Genomic DNA, 24,469 nt, shown 5'->3' on the forward strand with positions numbered 1-24,469 from the left:
GCCCGACTATGCCGGGCCCCATCCGGTCGCGCCAGCGGTCGGGGAGTGAAATTTCGCCGGCAGGGCGTGGCCATTCACCGGCAGCGCGTTGCATTGGTGGCTCGCTGTCCGGATACTTCTGTCAACAGCTTTTTCAGTTGAGGGATGAACAACTCGTGCTGTTCGCCGCAGAGACCTGGCCATTCACCGTGGCGACCTTTCTGCTCCTGCTGATCGCGATCGTCGAAGGCATTGCGATGTTGGTGGGCTCCAGTCTCTCTCAATCTTTGCAACACCTGCTTCCCGATCCCGGCGACGTGCACGCCGGCCTGTTCGACAAACTGCTGGGCTGGCTCTCGTTCGGCCGTGTCCCGGTGCTCGTGCTGATGGTGGTGTTTCTGGCGAGCTTTGCGCTCACGGGGTTTGCGCTCAATCTGGTCGTGCGCCAGTTGTTCGGCTTCTGGGTGCCGCCATTGATCTCGGTGATCGCAGCCTGCCTCGTCACGTTGCCGGTCGTGCGTCTGGCGGGCGCGAGCCTGGCGCGCGTGATTCCCCAAGATCAAACATATGCGGTCTCGTTCGATTCGCTGGTCGGCCGGGTCGCGACCGTCGTGAACGGCACCGCGCGCATCGGCTATCCAGCGCAGGCGAAGGTGCCGAATGAGCATGGACAGATTCTGTATGTGATGGTCGAGCCGGAAGCCGAGGGCATGACGTTCCAAAACGGCGAACGAGTGCTGCTCACCAGGCAGCTGGCCGGCAACCGCTTCGCCGGGGCGGTCAATCCCTGGCCCGATTTGATCTGATGGAGGCCTTTTGGAGTTGGCAACGTTGCTGGGGAGTGGGCAAATGTCGGAAGTGACTCTGCAAAATCTGATTCTCGCGGGCATCGCGTTCTTCGCGCTGCTGTTGATAGGCATCATCTTCTCGCGGCTGTATCGCCGCTCCTCGAAGGAACGATCCTTCGTGCGCACCGGGCTGGGCGGGCAGAAGGTGGTGATGGATGGCGGTGCCATCGTGTTTCCGGTGTTCCACGAAACCATCCTGGTGAACATGAACACGCTCAAGCTCGAAGTCACCCGCTTCGGCAAGGACTCGCTGTTCACCAAGGACCGCATGCGAGTGGACGTGGTGGTCGCGTTCTTCGTGCGGGTCGTGCCGACCAAGGAGGGCATCGCGAATGCCGCGCAGACCTTGGGTCAACGCACGATCGACCCTGAGCAGCTGTCGCAGCTGGTGGAAGACAAGTTCGTCGACGCGCTGCGCGCCGCGGCCGTGTCGATGACCATGCAGGAGCTGCTCGACAAGCGTCAGGACTTCATCCAGGGCGTGCAGAACGCGGTGAGCGAAGATCTGTTGAAGAACGGCCTGGAGCTGGAGAGCGTGTCGCTGACCCGCATCGACCAGACAGCCATGCAGTTCTTCGATCCGAACAATGCTTTCGACGCCGAGGGTCTGACGCGTCTGACCGAACAGACGCAGCGTCGCAACCGCGAGCGCAACGAGATCGAGCAGGACACGTCGGTCGCCATCTCGCGCAAGAACTTCGAAGCCAAACAGCTGCAGCTGGAGATCGATCGTCAGAAGCGCTTTGCCGAGCTCGCGCAGTCGCAGGAGGTCGCGGCTCGCGAGGCCGAGCAGAACTCGATCGTCGCCAAGGTGCAGGCTGAGCGTTCCCGGGAAGCCGAGGAGGCGAAGATCACTGCCGCTCGTCAGATTCGCGAGGCCGAAGTGGCCAAGGAACAGGCGGTGCGCCAGCGCGTCGTCGAAGCCGAGCGCGAGGTGAAGATCGCGACCATCGAACAACAGCGCGCCACCGAGATCGCCGATCAGAACAAAGCGATTTCCATCGCGCAGAAATCCGAGGAACAGTCCAAGGCTCAGGCCAGCGCCAACCTGGCGTTGGCCGAAGCCGTGAAGTCCGAGCAGGCCGTGAAGACTGCCGAGGAAGTGGCGAAGGCCGAACGTGATAAGCAGGTGACGCTGGTGCTGGCTTCGCAGGAAGCCGAACGCCAGGCCATCAGCGTGAAAGTCTCGGCGCTCGCGGAAAAAGAAGCGTCGGAAGCCAAGGCCGATGCCATCCGCACGCTCGCCAAGGCGAACCGCGAGAACTACGAGGCGGAAGCGGCCGGTAAGCGCGCGTTGAACGAGGCCATCAACACGCTTTCGAACGCGCAGATCTCGTTGCAGGAAAAGCTCGCGTTGATCCAGGCGCTGCCGAAGATCATCGAAGAGGCGGTGCGGCCGATGCAGAGCATCGACTCGATCCGCATCATGCAGGTCGACGGTCTCAACACCGGTGCCGCCGGTGCGCAGGCGGGCGATCAAGGCAACGGCGCGGGCGGCGGCAACCTCGCCGAACAGGCGGTGGGCGCGGCCTTGAAGTATCGGGCGTACGCGCCGGTGGTCGATCAGCTCATCAAGGAAGTGGGCTTGTCCGGCAACGGTCTGGACGGGCTGATCAAGTCTTCGGCGGCGGTCTCGCCGCCGGCTGCACCGCCGGTGCCGATGCCGTCCTGAGGTCTCGATGACGATGCGGTCCGCGCCGGGCAGTGACTGGCGCGGACCTTTTGGCGAAGAGAACCGCCTCCAGTCCGTTATGATTCCGCGATCGGCCGGTCAGGCGTCAGATGGAATCGGTATTCAATGAAGCTCGCCAGTTGGGTGTTTCTGTTCAGCGCACTGCTCGCGGTCGAGGCGCCGGCCGCCGACACATCGGCCAGCAATCAGGCAGCCATCAAAGCCATCAGCGGCAAGCCCGCGGTGAAGGCAGCGCTGGCACAGATTCGTCGCGAAGACGAACGCACGCTGCGCGAGCAGATCGAGATCGCCGAGATTCCGGCCCCGGGTCGCAAGGAAGAAGCACGCGCCAATGACTACATGCGCCGCCTGCGCGAGCTCGGCTTGACTGAAGTCGCCACCGACTCCGAAGGCAATGTCATCGCAAGAAGGCCTGGAACGAGCCGCAAGGGGCCGACGCTGGTGCTGTCGGCGCATCTGGATACGGTGTTCAGTGCGGACACCGACGTAAAAGTCCGCAAGGAAGGCAATCGCTATCACGGTCCGGGTATCAGCGACGATGCTCGTGGTCTCGCCGTGCTGCTGACCGTGTTGCGCTCGATGCAGGAAAACAAGATTCGCACGCAGGGCGATGTTTTATTCGTCGGCACCGTGGGCGAGGAGGGGCTGGGCAATCTACGGGGCGTGAAGGCGTTGTTCCGCGATCGTAACGATCTCGACGGCTTCATCTCGGTCGATATCACTGAAACGCCGTCGATGCCTGCCGGGGAATCCGAAGTGGTGGCGCGCGCCGTCGGCAGCCATCGCTGGCAGATCACATTCACTGGACCGGGCGGCCACAGCTACGGAAATTTCGGGACGCCCAGCGCGGTGCATGCGATGGGGCGGGCGATCAGCGCGATCTCGGATCTGCAGGCGCCGGCCGAGCCGAAAACGACGTTCACCGTCGCCATCGTGTCCGGCGGCACGGCCATCAATGCGATCGCCGAGAAAGCTCAGCTCCAGCTCGACATCCGTTCAGAATCCGCGGCCGCGCTCGCTGCATTGGAGGAACAGATCATGGCGGCGGCTGAACGCGCCGGCGTCGATGAGGGTAAGCGCTGGAACGCCGACCCCGTGAAAGTCGAGCGGATCTTGCTGGGCGATCGGCCGGCGGGTGCCGGCAGCAACGATGGCCTCATGGCGTCCACGTGGATCGGTGCGATGGTGACCTTGGGCCGGAAGCCGCCGGTGCCGATCGCGGCCAGTACCGACGCCAACGTTCCGATGGGGCTGGGCATTCCGGCCATCACGGCCTCGGGCGGCGGCATTGCCGATAAGGAACATTCGCTGGATGAATGGTACGAACCGGTCGACGCCTGGCTCGGTCCCCAGGGCGTTTTGCTGACGACCCTGGCTTTGACGGGAATTGACGGAGGCCCGAAGCCCTTGTTGCCGCGCCGTCGCTGAACGAAGACGACCGGGGTGAGCCCGGATGTGCGGCGGGTACTACTGTTGATCTGAGGTCTGTAGTACAAACGTGCCCATCGAAGAAATGGGAGCGGTCTCTACATGGAATGGATGGCCCGGGGGGCGGTAATCGCGGTCGCGTTGTTGACGGTGGCGGGCTGCGGTGGGGGCGGTGGAGGCGGCGGCAGCGGCTCGATCGCCGGCGGCTCCAGCGGCAGCTCGAATGGCAGCTCGAATGGCACCTATACCGCCGGGGTCTTCCAGCCGTCCTCCAGCTACGCCAATCAGTGCAGCTCGACGTTCACCCAGAACATGTTTCTGCGCTCGTGGACCAACGAGCTGTATCTCTGGTACTCCGAAGTCCCGGACCGCGACCCGGGCAGCTCCTCGACGGCGGATTACTTCGCTGGCTTGAAGACGCCGGCGATCACCGCGTCGGGGCGTTCCAAGGATCAGTTTCATTTCACTTACTCGACCGCCGAGTGGGAGCAGCTCTCGCAGTCCGGCGTCGAAGTCGGCTATGGCGCGGAGTGGGTACTGATTGCGAGCACGCCGCCTCGCCAAGTCGTCGTTGCGTACTCCGAGCCGAACACTCCCGCCGGAACAGCGAATGTTCCGCGTGGCGCCGAGGTGCTGCTCGCTGACGGCGTCGATGTGGTGAATGGCAACGCTACTGCGCTGAACGCTGCATTCTTCCCCGAGACCGCGGGCGAGACACATACGTTCCAGATTCGTGAAGCCAACAACGGCCCGGTGCGCAATATCTCGCTCACCAGCGTCGCCGTGACCCACAAGCCCGTGCTCGTCTCCAGCATCATCGATCCGACCGGCATGCCGGTCGGTTATCTGCTGTTCAACGATCACATCGCCACTGCCGAGGCGCAGCTGGTCAGCGCGATCACTTCGTTCCGTAACGCCGGCGTTCAGGATTTGATTCTGGACCTGCGTTACAACGGTGGCGGCTATCTGGACCTGGCCAGCGAGCTCGCCTACATGATCGCCGGCGCTCGGACCGCCGGTCAGACCTTCGAACGCTCGGTGTTCAACGACAAGTATCCGAACACCAATCCCGTCGAGGGCGGGGCGTTGACGCCCACGCCGTTCTGGTCCACGGCGCAGGGTTTCAGTGTCACTCGCGGCACGGCGTTGCCGACGCTGAATCTGAATCGTGTGTATGTGATCACCAGCAGCAATACCTGCTCGGCGAGCGAGGCCATCATCAACAGCCTGCGCGGCATCGATGTGGAGGTGTATCAGATCGGCTCGACCACTTGCGGCAAGCCGTATGGCTTCTATCCCAAGGGAAACTGCGGCACCACGTACTTCTCGATTCAGTTCGAAGGGCGCAATGCCAAGGGTTTCGCCACCTATCCGGACGGCTTCACGCCAGTCAATTCGCCGGATATCGGCAGCGTCGATCTGCCGGGCTGCTCGGTGGCGGACGACTTCACGCATCCTTTGGGCGACACGGACGAGGCCCGGTTGCAGGCCGCGCTGAGCTTCCGGGCGAGCAACAACAACCCGCAATCCTGCCCGGCGGCGACCGGCTTCACGCCCGGCATCACGTTCAGCTCGAAGATGGCGCTGTCCGGTACCGAAGGCGAGATGCTGAAGGCGCCGACCCGCACGAATCGAATCCTGCGCGAATAAGATCCGACATGCGCATCGTCGTGTTCAGTGCTCTCGTGACGTTGTCGGCGTGTGCTTCCGTCGCCAGCCAGGCTGGTCCGGCGGTGCTGACCGAATCGACGCCGGCAACACACGCGGAGCTGGTGAAGGTCGTGAGCACGGCGCTGAATGTCGCCACGGTGACGATCGCGGACGATGCGCTCACCAAAGACAGCGAGCTGGTGATCGAGCGCACGCCAATCCGCGATGCGGGCGGGCGCAGAGTGCAGGGGCGCGAGCTATCTCAGCCCGAACATTTCCAGCTGATCCGCGCCAACAACCGCTGCTTTCTCGTGCATGCGCGGACCAAGACCGAGTACGAGCTGCTCAGCGCCAGGTGCAGGCAGCTGCCCTAAACGGAACGTTCCTTTTTCAACTTGCGCCACAGCGTCGTGCGACTGATCCCCAGTCGCTCGCTCGCTTTGGCGTAAGAGCCGTCGCTTTCCTCGAGCACGCGTCGAATCAAATCGATCTCCGACTCGGCGCGATGCGCGGCGATGGAGGAGGTGACTTTGCCCGGTGCTGGAGCTGAGATCTCGGGCATCAGTTCGCGCAGCTGCATGTCGCTGAGTGCCGCGTCGTTCGGAGTGGCGAGCATCGCCACGCGCTCCAATAGATTCTCCAGCTCACGCACGTTGCCCGGCCACTCGTAATTCCAGGCGGCGTCCAGCAGTTTCTGCACGCGGGAATCGTGGGTGATATCGATACCCGTGCGCGTCGCAATCTTGCGCGCGAGGTGAGCGACCAGCTCGGGCAGATCCTGCCGTCGGTCGCGCAGGCCGGGCAGTTCCAGGCGCAGGATGTTGAGTCGATAGTAGAGGTCGCGGCGAAAGTCGCCGGTGCCGATGCGTTCGGTCAGATCGCGATGTGTGGCGGCGATCACGCGAACATCGACTCGTGTCGGCTCGATCGCCCCGACTCGCAATATTTCCTTCTCTTGCAGCACGCGGAGCAGGCGGGTCTGCAAAGACACCGGCATCTCACCGATCTCATCGAGGAATATCGTGCCGGTGTGCGCGGCTTCGAACAGACCGAGCTTGCCGCCGCGACGCGCGCCCGTGAACGCGCCTTCCTCGTAACCGAACAACTCGCTTTCCAGCAGCGACTCTGGAAAGGCGCCGCAGTTGATGGCGATGAACGGTTGATTGGCGCGTTTGCTCGCGGCGTGGATGCCTTGCGCCAGCAGCTCTTTGCCGGTGCCGCTTTCCCCGAAGACCAGCACGGTCGCATCGCTGCGAGCGTATTGAGCGGCCAATGATCGGGTGTGAACGATGCCGGCGCTGGTGCCCACCAGATCGGTGAGTCGATAGCGAACGTTGGCCGCGGGTTTGTGGCGGCGGGCGCGGAGATCGCGATCGACACGCTGAATCGATTCCGGATCCTGGGCTGTGAGCACGGCGCCAGTCTGGGCGCCTTGCTCGGTAATTGGCAGCCGGCTCGTGAGCACGGCCCGCGTGCCGATTTTCTGCAGCTCGTCGATCTCAGTGCGTGGCTCGCGCAGGGTGCGGGCGAGTGAAAGCTCAGGTGCAATGTCACTGAGCTTGTGACCGATGAGATCCGATGCGGGCCGCTCCAACAGTCGCGCCATCGCGGGATTCAGGATCTCGATCCGCTCATCCATGTCGACGGCAACCACGCCATCGCGCAACTGGCCGATGATGGTGTTCAAGCGTTCGCGCTTGGCGCCTTCCATGTGCGACAGGCGCGCCATTTCAACCGCATCGTCGAGCGCCTCGCGCACGGCATCTTCGGAATAAAGAAACACGCTGGCCATGCCGGCCGCTTCGGCGAGATCGGCGATCAAGCCCGGCGCGACCACGACTTCGATGCCGCGAGCGCGCAGCTCGAGCACACAATTCCGGGCTTCATCGGTGGTTCGATAGCTTCGCTGCTCGATACCGAGGCCGAACAGCTCGTTGAACCGTTCGAGCTCGACGGGCAGGGCGCCGTGCGTCACCAACGCGATACGCGACGAAATGCTTCGCGCCCGGCCGAGCGCGCTCAGGATGTCGAAGCCGCCGACGCGGACCAGCACCACGGGCAGCTCGATATGCTGTCGAAGATAAGCGCCGTTGGAGCCAGCGGCCACGAGCACGTCGATGGGCTGCTGGCGGCTCAACTCATTAATAGTGTCGACCGCGGTCTCGAAGCCGCTGTCGAGCACCTCGACCCGGGCGACCTGGGCGTAAGTGGGGGCGAGGTCCCGGAACAGGTCCTTCAGCCTGTGCAGGCCGACGGCGACGATGCGGAGCGGGTCATTGGGGCGGGCGACCTGGGCGTTCATGGCCATGGTTTCAATCTGTTACAGTGGCGAAACTGTACCGTTTCAAAAGTGAAACCGCTACTGGCCGGCTGCGCCGGGCGCACACGGCATTCACCGAATAATCAATGGGTTAAACGGGGCTGTTGGTGCAGCCGGGGTGGCATAGGTCTTGCTCTCCCTCTGCAACCCAGTTTTCGACCGTTTCGCAGGAGACTTCCATGGCATCCGCCGGACAAAACTTCCGCTCCGCCCTGGCCGCCGAGCAACCGCTGCAGATCGTCGGCACGATCAATGCGAATCACGCGCTGCTCGCCAAGCGGGCCGGTTATCGCGCGATCTATCTGTCGGGCGGTGGCGTGGCTGCCGGTTCGCTGGGCATGCCGGACCTCGGCATCAACAATCTCGATGACGTGCTGACCGACATCCGTCGCATCACCGACGTGTGCGATCTGCCGCTGATCGTCGACATCGACACCGGCTTCGGTCCGAGCGCGTTCAACATCGCCCGCACCGTGAAGAGCCTGATCAAGTTCGGCGCCGCCGGCTGTCACATCGAGGATCAGGTCGGCGCCAAGCGCTGCGGCCATCGTCCTGGCAAAGAGCTCGTGTCCACCGAAGAGATGGTGGATCGCGTGAAGGCGGCGGCGGATGCCAAGACCGACCCGTCGTTCTATTTGATCGCCCGCACCGACGCGATCGCCTCGTTCGGCATCGATGCCGCCATCGAGCGTTCCATCAAGTGCGTCGAGGCCGGGGCCGACGCCATCTTCGCCGAAGCGGCCTACGACCTGCCGACGTATCAGAAGTTCGTCGATGCGGTGAAGGTGCCGGTGCTGGCGAACATCACCGAGTTCGGCAAGACGCCGCTGTTCTCCGTGCCCGAGTTGAAGAGCGCGGGCGTGGCGATGGTGCTGTATCCGCTCAGTGCGTTCCGTGCCATGAACAAGGCCGCCGAGAATGTTTACGAGGCGATCCGCCGCGATGGCCATCAGCGCAATGTGATCGACACGATGCAGACGCGCGAAGAACTGTATGAGCGCATCGGCTATCACGCTTACGAACAGCATCTCGATGCACTGTTCAAGGCGAAGAAATAACCGGGCGCCGCAAGCAATAAACGACCAGGAGAGACATGAAAATGACCGACGCTTCTACCCAAACTGGATCTGGCCAGCCCGGGTTCAAACCCAAAAAGTCCGTTGCGCTCTCGGGCACCGTCGCCGGCAACACCGCGCTGTGCACGGTCGGTCGCAGCGGCAACGATCTGCACTATCGCGGCTATGACATTCTCGATCTCGCGGCTCAGTCCGAGTTCGAAGAAATCGCGCATCTGCTGGTGCACGGCAAGTTGCCGACCGGCGCTGAACTGGCCGCCTACAAGACCAAGCTGAAAGCGCTGCGTGGTCTGCCGGCTGCTGTGAAGACTGCGCTCGAGCAGTTGCCGCCGTCGGCACATCCGATGGATGTGATGCGCACGGGCGTGTCCGTGCTCGGCTGCGTGAGCCCCGAGAAGGACGATCACAATCACGCTGGCGCGCGTGACATCGCCGACAAGCTGATGGCGTCGCTCGGCTCCATGCTGCTGTACTGGTATCACTACGCTCACAACGGCAAGCGCATCGAGACGGAGTCCGATGAGGATTCCATCGGCGGTCACTTCCTGCACCTGTTGCATCAGCAGAAGCCGCCGCGTTCGTGGGTGCGGGCGATGCATACGTCGCTGATCCTGTACGCCGAGCACGAGTTCAACGCATCGACGTTCACGGCTCGCGTCGTCGCCGGCACCGGCTCCGACATGTTCTCGGCAATTTGCGGCGGCATCGGCGCGCTGCGTGGCCCAAAGCATGGCGGTGCCAACGAAGTGGCGTTCGAGATCCAGAAGCGCTACGACTCGCCGGCCGAGGCGGAAGCGGACATCCGTGCCCGCGTCGAGCGCAAGGAAGTCGTGATCGGCTTCGGCCATCCCGTCTACACGATCTCCGACCCGCGCAATAAGGTGATCAAGCAGGTCGCGCTGGATCTGTCGAAGGAAGCGGGCAACACCAAGATGTACGATATCGCCGAGCGCCTGGAGACGGTGATGTGGGAAATCAAGAAGATGTTCCCCAACCTGGACTGGTTCAGCGCCGTCAGCTACCACGTGATGGGCGTGCCCACCGCCATGTTCACGCCGCTGTTCGTGATCTCCCGCACCTCGGGTTGGAGCGCGCACATCATCGAGCAGCGCATTGACGGTAAAATCATCCGTCCGAGCGCCAACTACACCGGTCCAGAGGACCAGAAGTTCCTGCCGATCGAACAGCGCAAGTAACCGCTAACAGCCAACCGCCATCCGCTATGAATTCAGCCCATCGCAAACGCCTGCCCGGAACCCAGCTGGATTACTTCGACACGCGTGAAGCCGTCGATGCGATCAAGCCGCACGCTTACGCCAAGTTGCCGTACACCTCGCGGGTGCACGCGGAGAACCTGGTGCGTCGCTGTGATCCAGCGACGCTCACTGCGTCGTTGAAGCAGCTCATCGAGCGCAAGCGGGACCTGGACTTCCCGTGGTTCCCGGCCCGCGTCGTGTGTCACGACATCCTCGGTCAGACGGCGTTGGTCGACCTGGCCGGTTTGCGTGACGCCATCGCGGACAAGGGTGGCGATCCCTCGCAGATCAATCCGGTCGTGCCGACGCAGTTGATCGTCGATCACTCGCTGGCGGTCGAATACGGCGGCTACGACAAGGATGCGTTCGCGAAGAATCGGGCGGTGGAAGATCGTCGCAACGACGATCGGTTCCATTTCATCAACTGGACCAAGCTGGCGTTCCGGAACGTGGATGTGATTCCGCCGGGCAACGGCATCATGCACCAGATCAATCTGGAGCGGATGTCGCCGGTGATTCACGCGGTGGATGGCGTTGCCTTCCCGGACACGCTGGTCGGCACGGACAGTCACACTCCGCACGTCGACGCACTTGGCGTGATCGCCATCGGCGTCGGCGGTCTGGAAGCGGAGAGCGTGATGCTCGGTCGAGCGTCGTGGATGCGCTTGCCGGACATCGTCGGTGTCGAGCTGACGGGCCGGCCTCAGCCTGGCATCACGGCGACCGACGTGGTGCTCGCGCTGACGGAATATCTGCGCAAAGAGAAGGTCGTCGGTGCGTATATCGAGTTCTACGGCGAAGGCGCTTCGGCGCTGACGCTGGGCGATCGCGCCACCATCTCCAACATGACGCCGGAGTTCGGTGCCACGGCGGCGATGTTCTTCATCGACCAGCAGACCATCGACTATCTGAAGCTCACGGGCCGCAGCGATGAGCAGGTGAAGCTGGTCGAGAACTACGCCAAGCTGACCGGTCTGTGGGCGGACAGCCTGACGACGGCCGAATACGAGCGCACGCTCAAATTCGATCTGTCCTCGGTCGTTCGTAACATGGCGGGTCCGTCGAATCCGCATAAGCGCCTGCCGGTGTCCGATCTGGCGAAGCGCGGCATCGCTGGCAAATGGGAAGAAATCCCCGGTCAGATGCCCGACGGGGCGGTGATCATCGCCGCGATCACGAGCTGCACGAACACCAGCAACCCGCGTAACGTCATCGCAGCGGGCTTGCTCGCACGTAACGCGAATGCTCGCGGCCTCACTCGCAAGCCGTGGGTGAAGTCTTCGCTGGCACCGGGATCGAAGGCGGTGCAGTTGTATCTGGAAGAGGCGAAGCTGCTGCCTGAGCTGGAAAGTCTGGGCTTCGGCATCGTGGCGTTTGCCTGCACGACTTGTAATGGCATGTCGGGCGCGCTGGATCCGAAGATCCAGCAGGAAATCATCGATCGCGATCTGTATGCGACGGCGGTGCTCTCCGGCAATCGTAACTTCGATGGCCGCATCCATCCGTATGCGAAGCAGGCGTTCCTTGCATCGCCTCCTTTGGTCGTTGCTTATGCTATCGCAGGCACGATCCGCTTCGACATCGAGAAGGACGTGCTGGGCCACGATCAGAGTGGCAAGCCGGTTTACTTGAAGGACATCTGGCCGAGCGATCAGGAGATCGACGCCATCGTCGCCAAGAGCGTCAAGCCCGAGCATTTCCGCAGGGTGTACGAGCCGATGTTCGCGCCGAGCGCCGCGAGTGCTGTGAAGATCGATCCGCTGTACAAGTGGCGGCCGCAGAGCACCTACATTCGCCGTCCGCCGTATTGGGAAGGCGCGCTCGCGGGTGTGCGCACGCTGAAAGGCATGCGTCCGCTGGCGGTGCTGCCGGATAACATCACGACGGATCATCTGTCGCCGTCCAACGCGATTCTGCTGGACAGCGCCGCCGGTGAATATCTCGCGAAGATGGGCTTGCCGGAGGAAGACTTCAATTCCTACGCGACCCATCGCGGCGATCACCTGACCGCGCAGCGTGCGACGTTCGCGAACCCGCAGCTGGTGAATGAAATGGCGGTGGTCGACGGGCAGGTCAAGAAAGGTTCTCTGGCGCGCATCGAGCCGGAAGGGAAGGTCACGCGCATGTGGGAAGCGATCGAGACTTATATGGATCGCAAACAGCCGCTGATCATCATCGCGGGCGCCGACTACGGTCAGGGCTCATCGCGTGACTGGGCGGCGAAGGGCGTGCGTCTCGCGGGTGTGGAAGCCATCGTTGCCGAAGGCTTCGAGCGCATCCATCGCACCAATCTGATCGGCATGGGCGTGCTGCCGCTGGAGTTCAAGCCCGGCGTGAATCGCAAGACATTCAGCATCGACGGCACCGAGACGTATGACGTCATCGGCGAGCGCAAGCCGCGTGCGGATCTGACGCTGGTGATCCATCGCAAGAATGGCGAACGCGTCGAAGTGCCCGTCACTTGCCGACTGGATACCGCCGAAGAAGTGTCCATCTACGAAGCCGGCGGCGTGCTGCAACGGTTTGCCCAGGACTTTCTCGAGTCATCGAAGGTGGCATAGCGCCGCCTTCGGCAATGCATACGAGCGTCATTAAATAGAGTCAGCGCCGACATCATGGCCAACGCACCCCAAATCAAAATCCCCGCCACCTATATGCGTGGCGGTACCAGCAAGGGCGTGTTCTTCCGTTTGCGGGACCTGCCCGCGGCGGCGCAAGCGCCGGGCGCGGCGCGCGATGCATTGCTCCTGCGCGTGATCGGTAGCCCCGATCCGTACGGCAAACAGATCGATGGCATGGGCGCCGCGACCTCCAGCACCAGCAAGACCGTGATCGTGTCGAAGAGCACCAAGGCCGATCACGACATCGATTATTTGTTCGGCCAGGTGTCCATCGACAAACCGTTCGTCGATTGGAGCGGTAACTGCGGCAACCTGTCCGCCGCGGTCGGGCCGTTCGCGATCAGCAATGGATTGATCGATCCGAGCCGTATTCCCAAGAACGGGACTGTCACCGTGCGCGTCTGGCAGGCCAACATCGGCAAGACCATCATCGCGCACGTGCCGATCACCGACGGCGCCGTGCAGGAGACCGGCGATTTCGAATTGGACGGCGTGACGTTCCCGGCGGCCGAAGTGCAGCTGGAGTTCATCAATCCGGCGGCTGATGAAGAAGGCGCGGGTGGGGCGATGTTTCCTACCGGCAATCTGGTCGATGACCTGGCCGTGCCCGGCGTCGGCACGCTGAAAGTGACGATGATCAATGCCGGCATCCCGACCATCTTCGTGAAAGCCGATGCGATCGGCTATACCGGCACCGAGTTGCAGGAAGCCATCAACGGCGACGGCAAGGCGCTGGCGATGTTTGAAAACATTCGTGCGCACGGCGCGATTCGCATGGGCCTGATCAAGACGCTCGAAGAAGCCGCAAAGCGACAGCACACGCCGAAAGTTGCGTTCGTCGCGCCACCGAAGAGCTATGTATCCTCCAGCGGCAAGCACGTGCAGGCGGGCGATGTCGATCTGCTGGTGCGCGCGTTGTCGATGGGCAAGTTGCACCACGCGATGATGGGCACAGCCGCCGTTGCCATCGGCACGGCTGCCGCGATCCCAGGCACGCTGGTGAATCTGGCCGCGGGTGGAGGAGAGCGCAGCACGGTTCGCTTCGGTCACCCGTCCGGCACGCTGCGAGTGGGCGCCGAGGCCAGCAAGGTCGATGGCGAATGGACGGTCACGAAGGCCATCATGAGCCGAAGTGCACGCGTACTCATGGAGGGGTGGGTACGCATCCCGGGCGACGCATTCTAATAATATGTATCGCGCGGCCTTCGGGCCGCGCCAACTGTGACGTCCGTCACAAAAATTCCCCAGCTGTCGCCATTTAAGAACTCCGAACGGTCCGCCGCCTTCATGGACTGAGAGCGCGAGGAACCCAAAGTTGTCGCGCTCAGTACGACAACCACCAGGAGTTTCAAACATGCTTTCACTTCACACTAACGCCGCTGCACTCTCCTCGCAGAACGCGGTGGGTAACACCCAGAAGTCCCTGACGACCTCTTTGACCCGCCTCGGCACCGGCTTCCGCGTGAACAGCGCGATGGACGATGCCGCCGGCTTGCAGATCGCAACCCGTCTCGATGCGCAGACCCGCGGCATGGCCGTCGCTCAGCGCAACACGCAGAACGGCATCTCCATGATGCAGACTGCCGAAGGCGCGTTCAGCGAATTGACCAACGTGCTGCTGCGTATGAAGGATCTGGCGACCGAAGCGTACAACGCCTCTTCGACCACCGAAGACGTGGAAGCGCTGCAGGCCGAGTTCGACGCGCTGGGTTCGGAAGTTGCAAACATCATCAAGAGCACTTCGTTCGGCGGCTCGACGCTGTTCAGCGCCGACGGCACGGCGGTGCCGGCCGCGGGTGCGGCTGCTGGTCTGCTCGGCACGGCGGGTGGTATCACCTTCCAGATCGGCGCCAGCGAGAACGAGACCATGGTCGTCGATACTGAAACCGACCTGGAAGATCTGGCGACTGCGCTGGATGCGGTGAGCGCGAACTATGCCGCTGCCACTCCGGGCGTGGGCACCGAACTGACCGACGGCAACACCATCATCACGACCATCAACGATGCCATCGCGGCCGTCGGCACGGTGCGCGCGAAGCTGGGTGCGGCTTCGAACCGTCTCGATCACGTGTACAACAACCTGGGCAACATGATCACGAACACGACCGCTTCGAAGGGTCGCATCATGGACGTGGACTATGCCCTGGAAACGTCGAACTCGACCAGCAAGCAGTTGCTGTTGCAGGCGGGTACCTCGGCCCTCAAGCAGAGCAGCAGCTTGTCGCAGCTGGTGATGTCTCTGATGCAGTAATAGTGAGACGCCGCGGTCCTGGTGGCGCGGCCCTCATGCGGATGGGAGCCAGTCGTGCAAACGACTGGCTCTTTTCGTTTGGTTCATCGGTGGGTAACGCCATTTAAGAACTCCGAACGGTCCGCCGCCTTCATGGATTGAGAGCGCGAAAACCCAGAGTTGTCGCGCTCAACACGACAATCACCAGGAGTTTCAGACATGCTTTCTCTTCACACTAACGCTGCGGCGTTGTCTTCGCAGAACGCGGTCGGCAACACCCAGAAGTCCCTGACGACCTCTTTGACCCGCCTCGGCACCGGCTTCCGCGTGAACAGCGCGATGGACGACGCCGCCGGCTTGCAGATCGCGACTCGTCTCGACGCGCAGACTCGCGGCATGGCCGTCGCTCAGCGCAACACGCAGAACGGTATCTCCATGATGCAGACCGCTGAAGGCGCGTTCCAGGAATTGACCAACGTGCTGCTGCGTATGAAGGATCTGGCGACCGAAGCGTTCAACGCCTCGTCGACGACCGAAGACGTGGAAGCGCTGCAGGCGGAGTTCGACGCGCTGGGTTCTGAAGTCGCGAACATCTTCAAGAGCACCTCGTTCGGCGGCTCGACGCTGTTCACCGCCGACGGTACGGCTCTGCCGGCCGCGGGTGCATCTGACGGTCTGCTGGGCACGGCTGGTGGTATCACCTTCCAGATCGGCGCCAGCGAAAACGAGACGATGGTCGTCGACACGGCCACCGATCTGGCGACTCTGGGCGATGATCTGGCCGCCGTCAGCTCCTTCTACGCGACCACTGCGCCGGCGACCGCGGGTACGGAGCTGTCGGGTGCCAACACCATCATCACGACTATCAATGACGCCATCGCGTCGGTGGGCACGGTGCGTGCGAAGCTGGGTGCCGCTTCGAACCGTCTCGACCACGTGTACAACAACCTGGGCAACATGATCACGAACACGACCGCTTCGAAGGGTCGCATCATGGACGTGGACTATGCCCTGGAAACGTCGAACTCGACCAGCAAGCAGTTGCTGTTGCAGGCGGGTACCTCGGCCCTCAAGCAGAGCAGCAGCTTGTCGCAGCTGGTGATGTCTCTGATGCAGTAATAGCGGGCACCGGGAGCCAGTCCGTGCCAACGGCTGGCTCCTTTGTTCATAACAGGGCGACATGACTGGGGATGTGATGACTGCTGCTGTCGATAGAGTCGCCGCGATCGTTCAGCCGCGCATCATGCAACCGCGCGCCGGTGAGCGAAGAGCGCTGCCCACGCCCGGTGAAACATTGTTACTGACGCTGGCTGAAGCCGCCGGCGACGATCTGCTCGTGACCATGGCCAATGGCACCGAGCTGCGCCTGATGGGACTGAATCGACTGAGCGAGGCTTTGCGGCCTGGCGATACCTTGATGATGCAGGTCCTCGCGACCGAGCCGCATCTGGAACTGGCGTTTCGCGATACGCCAGCGGCGAGCTCCAACGCCAATTCGATCGGCGCCTCGGCGCCACCTCTGACTCAATACAAGGCCATGCAGCTGGACCAGGCGGTCCTGAAACAAATTGCGTGGCAATTGCCCGATCCAGCCGCGCTGTCGACCGCGTGGCGATTGCTCGCGCAGGAGCACTGGACGCGATCACCAGGCGAACAGTGGGCACATGCGACGGGAGCGCATTGGGCGCGCGCCGCGGATTTCATCGGCGCCGATTCGCCGGGACCGCGCGCGGGCACTGCTGCTCTGTTTCGTGAGCCGGCATTCATGGCGAATGCCACGACACATGATCGCTGGGTGTTGCCTGTGTACGCCTGGGCAGGAATGCAATTGATGTTACGTCTGGTCGTCGCGATCGATCGGGCGCGTCGCAAACCCCAACGCAAGGGACTGCCGTTGGCGTTGCAGCTCGGTCTGTCGCCGCCATCGATGGGCGGCATCGTGCTACACATTCAGTCCGCTGGCGAGGATGACGTGGAATTGGTGGTGGCTTGTGAGCAGCGTCCCAGCCTGCTCGCGATTCAGCAGGCACTGCCGGGGATCGCCTCGGCACTGAGTCGCGCCGGTCTGCGCTTGCGACGGGCTCAGGTCACGCAGGGCAATGCCGTGTTGAGCGTCGTGAACGAGAACTCGACCAGCATGTTGCCGCCGCATCTCGATGTCGAGTTGCCGTCGCCGTCGCTGTTTCGATCCGCGGCCGAAGCCGCGATCGTAATTCTGCAACTGCGGCCCAGGCCCGAGCTCAGCCAAGCGACCCGATGATGCTGATGTCCCGGTGCTCCGGAATCTCGTTATACGACAGCACCGAAAGACCGGGCGCAAACAGCCTCGCGTATCTCGCGAGCAGCGGCCGGATCTGCGGCATCACCAGCAACAGCGGCGGTACGCCTTGCTGCTTCATCTGCTCGCGCATGACTGGCATGTTGGTCTGCAGCTGCGACAGCAGGTTCGGATCGACCGGGTAGTTGTCCAGCGCGACCTTGCCGGTCTGGGTCGCCTGATTGAGCGAACCGAGCAGCATGTTCTCCAGCTCGCCGGTCAGGTTGAATGCCTTCATCTGCGGCGACTTGCCCAGGATCGAGCTCACGATCTGCCGGCGCAGCGAACAGCGCACCTCGGCGGCGAGCAGAATTGGATCTTTCGTGGTCTCGGCACTTTCCAGCAGCGTCGTGGCGATGGGCACGATGTCCTTCAACGACACGTTTTCCGCCAGCAACAACCGGAACACTTTCAACAACTGACTGTGGGTGAGTGCCTTCTCGACCGCGGCCGAGAGTTTGGGAGACATCGCCGCCAGTCGCTCGAGCAGGGCGGGCACGTCCTCGTGACGGATGACCTCCGAGAGATGCTCGCGAACCAGTTTCGAGACATGCGTGGCGATCACGCTGGCGCCATCGACCACTTGATAGCCGAGGCCCAGTGCATTGGCGCGCTCGGCGGCCGCGATCCAGATCACCGGCATGCCATACGCCGGCTCGACGCCAGGAATGCCGTCGATCGGTCCGTAAACCTGCGCCGAAGCGATGGCCATCAGCTTGTCGGGTTGAATCTCGGCCTCGGCGATCACGCTGCCGTTCAACAGCACCGAATACTGAGTGGGCGGCAACGTCAGATCGTCGCGCACGCCAATGGGCGGCAGCAACAGCCCCATCGATTCGCTCATCTGCTGCCGAATGCCTTTGAGGCGGGCATCGAGCGGCGCGCCCTGACCGCGATCGATCAGATTCACCAGCTTGTAGCCGACGCTGACGGCGAGCGGCTCGACGAAGGGCAGGCTGCGCCAATCCAGTTCCGGTGCCGGCTGCGCGAGAATCGCGGCTTCGGTCGCGGCATTCGCATCGGGCTTCTCGGCCTGATGTTTGGTCATGCGCCACGCGGCATACGCCAGCACGGCAGCGAATGAGAGGAACGTCAGCCACGGCATGCCGGGGATCAAACCCAGCACCAGCATCATGGCCGCCGCGCCCCACAGCACGCTCGGCGATGCGAGCATCTGCGAGCCGACCTGTTGCTCGAAATCGCCCGAGTCGCTGATACGAGTGACGATGATCGCGGCCGCGGCCGACAGCAACAGCGCCGGAATCTGCGCCACCAGGCCGTCACCGATGGTGAGCAGGGCGTACAGCTTGAACGCTTCGCCGAACGACAGGCCGTGCATCAGCGAGCCGATGATCACGCCGCCGATCATGTTGATCAACAGCACCAGGATGCCGGCGATGGCATCGCCGCGCACGAACTTCGACGCACCGTCCATCGCGCCGTAGAAGTCCGCTTCCATCGCGACTTCACGACGCCGCTGCTGCGCCTTCTCCTGGTTGATCAGGCCGGCGTTCAGATCGGCGTCGATGGCCATCTGCTTGCCGGGCAACGCATCCAGGGTGAAGCGCGCCGACACTTCGGAGATACGCTCGGCACCCTTGGTCACGACCGCGAAGTTGATGATCATCAAAATGACGAACACCACCAGACCGACGACGAAGTTGCCGCCGATCACCACGTGGCCGAACGCTTCGATGACGCTACCGGCGGCGTGCGTGCCCTCGTGACCATGCAGCAGCACGACGCGCGTCGAGGCGACGTTCAGGGCCAGCCGCATCAGCGTGGTGGCGAGGATGATGGTCGGGAAGATCGAGAAGTCCAGCGGCCGGCGGCTGGTGACGCTCACCAGCACGACGATCAACGCCAGCACGATGTTGAACGTGAACAGCACGTCCAGCAGCACCGGCGGCAGCGGCAGAATGATCATCGCCAGCAGTGCCATCAGGAAGATGGGCACGGCCGCGCGATGCTGCCGGAGCGAGTGGACGATGCGACTCAGGAAATTGTCAGGCGGTGGGGTGCTCATGCACGGCTACCCTTCGAAACGTGGAAATGAAAGATCGCTCGGCAGCGTCGGCAACACGTTGCGACGGCCTTTGCGGAATGCTTGGATCTGCAGCACATACGCCAGCACGCTGGCGACGGCTTCGTACAATGCCGCGGGAATCTGCTGATTCACCTGACTGGTGTTGTAAATGGAGCGCGCCAGCGGTGGCAGCGTCACGACCTCGACGTCGTGCTCGATGGCGACGGACTTGATGAACAGCGCCATCTCATCGACGCCCTTGGCGATAACGAACGGTGCCTGCGCGCGCGTCTCGTCGTATTTCACGGCGACGGCGTAGTGTTCGGGATTGACGATGACCACATCGGCCGTCGGCACGGCTTTGCGAACCGCGCCGCGCGACATCTTCTGTTGAATCTGCCGGATGCGCTGTTTGATTTCCGGCCGGCCTTCCTGGGTCTTGTGCTCTTCCTTGACCTCGCGCTTGGTCATGCGCTGCTCGCGCAGGAACACGAACGTCTGGACCGGCAGGTCGATGAGGGCGAACACGATGAACACCGCGCACAGCGCCATCACTCCGCCGAGCATCAGATCCGCGCCACCCTTGATCGCATCGGGCAGCGGGCGGCTCTGCAACTGCAGATAGTCGGCGACGTTGCTACGAGCGACCCACCACAACGTCGCGATGAGCACCGTGGCCTTGAGCATCGACGTGAGCGTCTCGATCAAGTGACGCTGGGCGAACATGCGTTTGAAGTAGGAGAGGGGATTGAGCTTGTCGAACTTCGGCTTCAGCGGCGTCAGGCTCATCACCCAGCCGCCCGGAAACAGCGAGCCGAAGCCCACCAGCAGCGGAATGATCAACAGCGGCAGCACCATCTTGAACAGCAACACCATGCTGGCGGAGAACAGCGTCGAGTTCGCATTCTCGATGTCGCCGGGCTGCGGCATTGGCACGAAGCTGCGCGCGAACAGCTCGCGGAAGTCTTCCACATAGCCGGGGAGCAGAAACACGATCAGCTGCAGACACAGAAAGATGCCGAGCGCCGTGGTCCAGTCTTTCGAACGCGCAACCTGACCCTGCTCGCGCGATTTGCGCAGCTTTTGGGCTGACGCTTTTTCACTCTTGTCGTCTTGTGAGGGGGCCGACATGGCGTTACCCCGTCTTCAGGCGCAGCAGTTCGAGCACCTGCTGCGTCAGTCGCAAATAATGTCCGGGCACCACTCGCGCCAGATACCCCAGCATGAACAGGCCGAACATGATGATGGCCGAGAAGCCCAGCGAGTACAGGTTCAGCGCCGGCGCGATGCGGTTCAACAGGCCGAAACCCAGTTGCACGACCAAAGTGGAGAACACGATGGGAATGGCGAGCAACAATGCCGCCGAGAACACCCAGGCGACGTTGAAAGCGATGTCTCGCAATGTCTCGAGGTCGAGCGGTCCGCCGACCGGCCAGGTGTGAAAGCTCGCGCCGATGACCTGGGCGATGATCAGATGGCCATCGATGCTGAAGAACACCAGCACGCTCAGCAGATAGAACAAGGTGGCGATCACGTCCGAGGACGCGCCGGTCATCGGATCGTTCATGACGGCCATCGACAGACCCATCTGCGAGGACACCACGAAACCCAGCATTTGCATCACCGCCATCGTGAGATGAAAGGCGAGGCCGAGCCCAAAACCGATCAGCGCCTGGTTCGCCGACAGGACGATGGCCTGCAACGACATCGGATCGATCGGCGTCAGTGGCTGAGCCACCGGAATGAAGATCACTGCGAGCACCACCGACAGCAGCACGCGCACGGTGATGGGCACCATGTTCTCGCCGATGATAGGCGTTGCGTTGAGCATGCCCAGCACCCGGCAAAACGGCCACCACACCGCGCTGAGCAGATTCGGCAGTTGTTGGAGTAGCAGTGCTTCCATGCTCGTGGTCTCAGCCGCCCGCCAGTTGCGCGGCGCCTCGGAACACGGCGACACAGAAGTCCATGAGTTGCGCCGCCATCCAGTGGCCGGTCAGCGCGATCGCCAGCAATGTCACCAGCAAGCGGGGCAGGAAGCTCAACGTCTGCTCGTTGATCTGGGTCGCGGCTTGAAACAAACCAATGACCAGGCCGACCAGCATGCCGGGCACGACCAGCACGCTGACCAGCAGCATCGTCAGTCGGAGCGCGGAGGCGACCAGGTCGGCGGCGATATCGGCGTTCATGTGCGTTCGCCTCGCTAATACGCCTGAATGCTGCCGACCAGCGTCTGCACCGTCAGCGTCCAGCCATCCACCAGCACGAACAACAACAGCTTCAAGGGCAGCGAGATGACCAGCGGCGACAGCATCATCATGCCCATGGCCATGAGCACCGAGGACACGACCAGATCGATGATGAGGAACGGCACGAACAGCATGCAGCCGATCTGGAACGCGGTCTTCAGCTCACTGAGCACGAACGCAGACAGCTTCACCAGGAAGCCATGCTGGGTCGGATCGGTGATGTGAGCTTCGCCGGCGAGCTGCGCCATCTGGGTCAGCGCCCCTTTGTGAGTCTGCGCCAGCATGAAGCGCGACAATGGCGCCTCGGCATTCTTCAGCGCCTGCTGAAAGGAGATCTGCTCGTTGTCGAACGGCACCAGTGCTTCGGTATAGATCTGTTCGCCGACCGGGCGCATCACCAGCAACGTCAGAATGAGCGCGACGCCGGTGATGATCCGGTTCGGCAGACCCTGCTGCAAGCCGAGCGCCTGACGCAACAGCGCCAGAATGATCACAAAGCGCGTGAAGCAGGTCATCATCAACGCCAGGATGGGCAACAGCCCAAGCAGCGTCATGATGATCAGGACTTGCGTCTTGACCGTGAACTCGGTGGTGTTGCCGTTGGCGCTGGTACCGATGATCTCGATAGGCGCCGCGCCCGCCGCCGAACACAGGCCGAGCAGCAGCGCGGCCGCTGCAATCAAGCGCGGCCACTTCCAGCGCAGGAGGCCCTGCGCTTTCACCAAGGTCATGGCGTCAGCGAATCCAGATCCAGATCGCTGAGCTCGACCACCTTGAGGCCGTAGTTCTCGCCGCTGACCACGACCTCGGCGCGGCCGATGACGGTGCCGTTGACCTTGATGATCAGCGGTTCGCCGGCGAGGGTGTCCAGTTCGATGACGCTGCTGCGCTCGATGTTGGCGAGGTCCTGCAGCGACAGCCTGGCGGAGCCGACTTCGAGCGTCAGCGTCACCGGGATCCGGCGCATCATCGCTGCGAAATTGCGTTTCGCCGGAGCGGGAGCGGGCGGGGCAGCCGCGGGTGCTTCGTCCTCGAGCACGTCTTCCAGATCGGCCAGCAAATGGTCGTCGGCAGGATTCGTTGCGGTGTTCACGGTATTCAATCCCTGGGGTCAATCCACATCGGCCAATGAAGTGAGACACAGCTTGCCGTGATGTTCGGCGACGCTGGCGGTGAAGAGGCGCGAGTCGCCGATCAGAATATCGGCATCTCCCACGCTGATCGGCAATACATCCCCCAGGCGCAGATCGAGCAGTGTCCCGAGCGACACTTCCTTCTCCAGCATCCGGGCCCGCAAAGTCAGCTGCAGGCGGGCTGGAAACGGCTTGGTGGCCGTCATTTGTTTCTGTCTCGAACGATCGCGGCTCGGCGCGAGTGCCTGTAACAGACGATTCATCCAGGCCGCGGAAATCTTCAGCATGAGATGGCCGCTGACGTTGTAGCGGCTCTCGCTGAGCGTGATACACAACAGCCACTCGCCGTCGCTGGTGCCTTGCAGACCGGCATCGGCGAAGCTCACTTCGGCGGGTGTCTTGGCCCGGCCGCGTTGCGTGGCTTCGATCCGTCGCACGGCGAGCTCGGAGAGTTGTTGACCCAACATGGTGCCGAGACGTTCTTCGGTCGCTGTCTCGGGCTCATCGGTGATCGGTGTGGCCGGCGGCGGCGCGCTGTTTTCGACTGATGCACTGGTTTCGGGCATCACCGAACCGTAACGATAACGTAACAAACACAGCAGCAGCGGCCGCTCGATCGAGAAGTGAATGCGTCCGTCGTTCGCTGTGTAACTCAACCAGCGCTGCGAATCCGCCGGAGCGGCGACAAAAGAGATTGCGTCGATCTGAAAGTTTGCTTTGTAGCGACGATTGATGCGCGATCTTAAAAAATCGGCAATATCGTCGCGAACCTGATTGGCGAAGCCGCCGAGCAGATGCACCGGGCGACCCATGGTGCGCGGGTCGATCACTGTATGCGCGCGGACGTTGGGCTGTTTGTTCGTCATCGCGGCCACGTCCACCTCTCGTCGGAAAAAATAGTAGCGAGGCGGTTATCGCGTGCGCATTGGAGTTTCTTGATGAGGCAAACCACTAAGTGGTCAGCTCCTGTGATTCACGTCACTAACTTGCGTTGCCGGTTTAATCGAAAGTGCAGCCCGGTCGCTAATGCCCCGTTGCAGGCGCAATAGCGTTTCGCATTTTTGCGCGCCATGCGACGTGCTCATGCTCAGGCTGATCCATCGGTTAGGGGTTGGTCGTAGAGAAGTGTGCGCGGATGCGCTGAATCTGCCTGCAAAAGTGTGCGTCGCGTAGCAAAAGACCGGACGTGCGCTTAACTTGGATCAAGAGCGCGTCGATGCTACGGACGGCTCAGCGCACTGCGGCGACTCTGAGCGACCAGGACGAGTTCAAAAGGATGAAGCGATGCCCGTAACGCAGTTCTCCCATAGCCCGATGGCTGCAGCGATTGAAGCAGTTCAATCGCGCATTACCGAAGACGCCGCATCTCTTCGGCAATTCGCGCCATCACCCGCTGTCGCAAATGATCAAGCTCAATACATCGACGGGTTCGGTTCGTTCTTCCAACGAGCCGTGAGCAATGTCGATGCACAGGATCGTGCCGCCGCCGAAAAGATGGCCGCGGTCGATGCCGGTCGCAGCGACGATCTGGTCGGCGCCATGCTGGCCAGCCAGCAAGCGAGTCTGTCCTTCTCCATGCTGATGCAGGCCAGGAACAAAGTGGTCGGCGCCATGGAAGATCTGATCAAGCTGCCGCTGTAGGC

Annotated in this window: 21 protein-coding genes; 13 read left to right on the top strand and 8 right to left on the bottom strand. The window is 62.4% G+C overall.

All coding sequences use genetic code 11. From position 1 onward, the window contains the following. The first annotated feature begins 155 nt into the window (after nt 1-155). The 5 genes from EKO19_RS23310 to EKO19_RS23330 all read left to right on the top strand — a co-directional run bounded on the left by EKO19_RS23310 (nt 156) and on the right by EKO19_RS23330 (nt 5,972). On the top strand, nt 156-785 hold the full coding sequence (locus EKO19_RS23310) for a YqiJ family protein (protein ID WP_157995406.1): 630 nt from the start codon (nt 156-158) through the stop codon (nt 783-785). A 43-nt stretch (nt 786-828) separates the two neighbouring features. Continuing rightward, complete coding sequence (locus EKO19_RS23315) at nt 829-2,499, top strand: flotillin family protein (RefSeq protein WP_129779059.1); 1,671 nt, start codon at nt 829-831, stop codon at nt 2,497-2,499. Nucleotides 2,500-2,625: 126 nt separating this feature from the next. Further along, nucleotides 2,626-3,948, top strand: coding sequence for a M20/M25/M40 family metallo-hydrolase (locus EKO19_RS23320; RefSeq protein ID WP_129779061.1), 1,323 nt, complete (start codon nt 2,626-2,628; stop codon nt 3,946-3,948). A 102-nt stretch (nt 3,949-4,050) separates the two neighbouring features. Further along, nucleotides 4,051-5,598: a S41 family peptidase gene (locus EKO19_RS23325; RefSeq protein WP_129779063.1), complete on the top strand. Its 1,548-nt coding sequence runs from the start codon at nt 4,051-4,053 to the stop codon at nt 5,596-5,598. Between the two features lie 8 nt (nt 5,599-5,606). Further along, a complete protein-coding gene (locus EKO19_RS23330) occupies nt 5,607-5,972 on the top strand; it encodes a hypothetical protein (RefSeq protein WP_129779065.1) in 366 nt (121 codons plus the stop codon). Here EKO19_RS23330 and prpR read toward each other — a convergent pair. After that, the gene (prpR, locus tag EKO19_RS23335) at nt 5,969-7,906 is read right to left on the bottom strand and encodes a propionate catabolism operon regulatory protein PrpR (protein ID WP_129779067.1); all 1,938 of its coding nucleotides are present in this window, start codon (nt 7,904-7,906) and stop codon (nt 5,969-5,971) included. The genes EKO19_RS23330 and prpR overlap by 4 nt on opposite strands. A 191-nt stretch (nt 7,907-8,097) precedes the next feature. On the opposite strand from prpR, the gene prpB reads away from it, so the two are divergent. The 7 genes from prpB (at nt 8,098) to EKO19_RS23370 (ending at nt 17,361) form a co-directional block, all read left to right on the top strand. Then, nucleotides 8,098-8,976: a methylisocitrate lyase gene (prpB, locus tag EKO19_RS23340; protein WP_129779069.1), complete on the top strand. Its 879-nt coding sequence runs from the start codon at nt 8,098-8,100 to the stop codon at nt 8,974-8,976. 41 nt (nt 8,977-9,017) lie between these two features. After that, on the top strand, nt 9,018-10,190 hold the full coding sequence (gene prpC, locus EKO19_RS23345; protein WP_129779071.1) for a bifunctional 2-methylcitrate synthase/citrate synthase: 1,173 nt from the start codon (nt 9,018-9,020) through the stop codon (nt 10,188-10,190). Nucleotides 10,191-10,216: 26 nt separating this feature from the next. Then, nucleotides 10,217-12,811, top strand: coding sequence for a Fe/S-dependent 2-methylisocitrate dehydratase AcnD (acnD, locus tag EKO19_RS23350; protein ID WP_129779073.1), 2,595 nt, complete (start codon nt 10,217-10,219; stop codon nt 12,809-12,811). Nucleotides 12,812-12,865: 54 nt separating this feature from the next. Next, on the top strand, nt 12,866-14,056 hold the full coding sequence (gene prpF, locus EKO19_RS23355; RefSeq protein WP_129779075.1) for a 2-methylaconitate cis-trans isomerase PrpF: 1,191 nt from the start codon (nt 12,866-12,868) through the stop codon (nt 14,054-14,056). Between the two features lie 169 nt (nt 14,057-14,225). Further along, nucleotides 14,226-15,122: a flagellin N-terminal helical domain-containing protein gene (locus EKO19_RS23360; RefSeq protein ID WP_129779077.1), complete on the top strand. Its 897-nt coding sequence runs from the start codon at nt 14,226-14,228 to the stop codon at nt 15,120-15,122. 198 nt (nt 15,123-15,320) lie between these two features. Next, complete coding sequence (locus tag EKO19_RS23365; protein ID WP_129779079.1) at nt 15,321-16,220, top strand: flagellin N-terminal helical domain-containing protein; 900 nt, start codon at nt 15,321-15,323, stop codon at nt 16,218-16,220. Between the two features lie 76 nt (nt 16,221-16,296). Beyond that, the gene (locus EKO19_RS23370) at nt 16,297-17,361 is read left to right on the top strand and encodes a hypothetical protein (RefSeq protein ID WP_129779081.1); all 1,065 of its coding nucleotides are present in this window, start codon (nt 16,297-16,299) and stop codon (nt 17,359-17,361) included. Here EKO19_RS23370 and flhA read toward each other — a convergent pair. From flhA to EKO19_RS23405, 7 genes are read right to left on the bottom strand one after another with little or no spacing between them, the layout of a single operon-like run. Further along, a complete protein-coding gene (gene flhA / locus EKO19_RS23375) occupies nt 17,342-19,444 on the bottom strand; it encodes a flagellar biosynthesis protein FlhA (RefSeq protein ID WP_129779083.1) in 2,103 nt (700 codons plus the stop codon). The two genes, EKO19_RS23370 and flhA, sit on opposite strands and share 20 nt — an antisense overlap. Before the next feature lie 6 nt (nt 19,445-19,450). Then, nucleotides 19,451-20,575 carry a flagellar type III secretion system protein FlhB gene (gene flhB, locus EKO19_RS23380; protein WP_129779085.1) on the bottom strand — a complete coding sequence of 375 codons (1,125 nt, stop codon included), beginning with the start codon at nt 20,573-20,575 and terminating at the stop codon, nt 19,451-19,453. A gap of 4 nt (nt 20,576-20,579) precedes the next feature. Next, nucleotides 20,580-21,350 carry a flagellar biosynthetic protein FliR gene (gene fliR / locus EKO19_RS23385; RefSeq protein ID WP_129779087.1) on the bottom strand — a complete coding sequence of 257 codons (771 nt, stop codon included), beginning with the start codon at nt 21,348-21,350 and terminating at the stop codon, nt 20,580-20,582. A 10-nt stretch (nt 21,351-21,360) separates the two neighbouring features. Then, nucleotides 21,361-21,633 (bottom strand): flagellar biosynthesis protein FliQ, encoded by a 273-nt coding sequence (gene fliQ, locus EKO19_RS23390; RefSeq protein WP_129779088.1) that lies wholly within the window; start codon nt 21,631-21,633, stop codon nt 21,361-21,363. A 14-nt stretch (nt 21,634-21,647) separates the two neighbouring features. After that, the gene (fliP, locus tag EKO19_RS23395; protein WP_129779090.1) at nt 21,648-22,424 is read right to left on the bottom strand and encodes a flagellar type III secretion system pore protein FliP; all 777 of its coding nucleotides are present in this window, start codon (nt 22,422-22,424) and stop codon (nt 21,648-21,650) included. Continuing rightward, nucleotides 22,421-22,795, bottom strand: coding sequence for a FliM/FliN family flagellar motor switch protein (locus tag EKO19_RS38705; RefSeq protein ID WP_129779092.1), 375 nt, complete (start codon nt 22,793-22,795; stop codon nt 22,421-22,423). The genes fliP and EKO19_RS38705 overlap by 4 nt, the downstream gene beginning before the upstream one ends. Before the next feature lie 9 nt (nt 22,796-22,804). Next, nucleotides 22,805-23,692: a FliM/FliN family flagellar motor C-terminal domain-containing protein gene (locus tag EKO19_RS23405; RefSeq protein ID WP_129779094.1), complete on the bottom strand. Its 888-nt coding sequence runs from the start codon at nt 23,690-23,692 to the stop codon at nt 22,805-22,807. A 448-nt stretch (nt 23,693-24,140) separates the two neighbouring features. Here EKO19_RS23405 and EKO19_RS23410 point away from each other — a divergent pair, with 448 nt between their 5' ends. Further along, nucleotides 24,141-24,467, top strand: coding sequence for a flagellar hook-basal body complex protein FliE (locus EKO19_RS23410; protein ID WP_129780230.1), 327 nt, complete (start codon nt 24,141-24,143; stop codon nt 24,465-24,467). Nucleotides 24,468-24,469 lie beyond the last annotated feature (2 nt).

Source organism: Peristeroidobacter soli (assembly GCF_004138485.1).
Lineage (GTDB): Bacteria > Pseudomonadota > Gammaproteobacteria > Steroidobacterales > Steroidobacteraceae > Steroidobacter > Steroidobacter soli.

What these genes read in the sequence shown, in the direction of transcription:
- EKO19_RS23360 (WP_129779077.1), top strand. Translation starts at nt 14,226, where the DNA reads ATGCTTTCACTTCACACTAACGCCGCTGCACTCTCCTCGCAGAACGCG.
- EKO19_RS23320 (WP_129779061.1), top strand. Translation starts at nt 2,626, where the DNA reads ATGAAGCTCGCCAGTTGGGTGTTTCTGTTCAGCGCACTGCTCGCGGTC.
- EKO19_RS23330 (WP_129779065.1), top strand. Translation starts at nt 5,607, where the DNA reads ATGCGCATCGTCGTGTTCAGTGCTCTCGTGACGTTGTCGGCGTGTGCT.
- flhA (WP_129779083.1), bottom strand. Translation starts at nt 19,444, where the DNA reads ATGAGCACCCCACCGCCTGACAATTTCCTGAGTCGCATCGTCCACTCG.
- EKO19_RS23325 (WP_129779063.1), top strand. Translation starts at nt 4,051, where the DNA reads ATGGAATGGATGGCCCGGGGGGCGGTAATCGCGGTCGCGTTGTTGACG.
- prpR (WP_129779067.1), bottom strand. Translation starts at nt 7,906, where the DNA reads ATGGCCATGAACGCCCAGGTCGCCCGCCCCAATGACCCGCTCCGCATC.
- prpC (WP_129779071.1), top strand. Translation starts at nt 9,018, where the DNA reads ATGACCGACGCTTCTACCCAAACTGGATCTGGCCAGCCCGGGTTCAAA.
- EKO19_RS23410 (WP_129780230.1), top strand. Translation starts at nt 24,141, where the DNA reads ATGGCTGCAGCGATTGAAGCAGTTCAATCGCGCATTACCGAAGACGCC.
- prpB (WP_129779069.1), top strand. Translation starts at nt 8,098, where the DNA reads ATGGCATCCGCCGGACAAAACTTCCGCTCCGCCCTGGCCGCCGAGCAA.
- fliR (WP_129779087.1), bottom strand. Translation starts at nt 21,350, where the DNA reads ATGGAAGCACTGCTACTCCAACAACTGCCGAATCTGCTCAGCGCGGTG.
- EKO19_RS23370 (WP_129779081.1), top strand. Translation starts at nt 16,297, where the DNA reads ATGACTGCTGCTGTCGATAGAGTCGCCGCGATCGTTCAGCCGCGCATC.
- prpF (WP_129779075.1), top strand. Translation starts at nt 12,866, where the DNA reads ATGGCCAACGCACCCCAAATCAAAATCCCCGCCACCTATATGCGTGGC.
- acnD (WP_129779073.1), top strand. Translation starts at nt 10,217, where the DNA reads ATGAATTCAGCCCATCGCAAACGCCTGCCCGGAACCCAGCTGGATTAC.
- fliP (WP_129779090.1), bottom strand. Translation starts at nt 22,424, where the DNA reads ATGACCTTGGTGAAAGCGCAGGGCCTCCTGCGCTGGAAGTGGCCGCGC.
- fliQ (WP_129779088.1), bottom strand. Translation starts at nt 21,633, where the DNA reads ATGAACGCCGATATCGCCGCCGACCTGGTCGCCTCCGCGCTCCGACTG.
- EKO19_RS23365 (WP_129779079.1), top strand. Translation starts at nt 15,321, where the DNA reads ATGCTTTCTCTTCACACTAACGCTGCGGCGTTGTCTTCGCAGAACGCG.
- EKO19_RS23405 (WP_129779094.1), bottom strand. Translation starts at nt 23,692, where the DNA reads ATGACGAACAAACAGCCCAACGTCCGCGCGCATACAGTGATCGACCCG.
- EKO19_RS23315 (WP_129779059.1), top strand. Translation starts at nt 829, where the DNA reads ATGTCGGAAGTGACTCTGCAAAATCTGATTCTCGCGGGCATCGCGTTC.
- flhB (WP_129779085.1), bottom strand. Translation starts at nt 20,575, where the DNA reads ATGTCGGCCCCCTCACAAGACGACAAGAGTGAAAAAGCGTCAGCCCAA.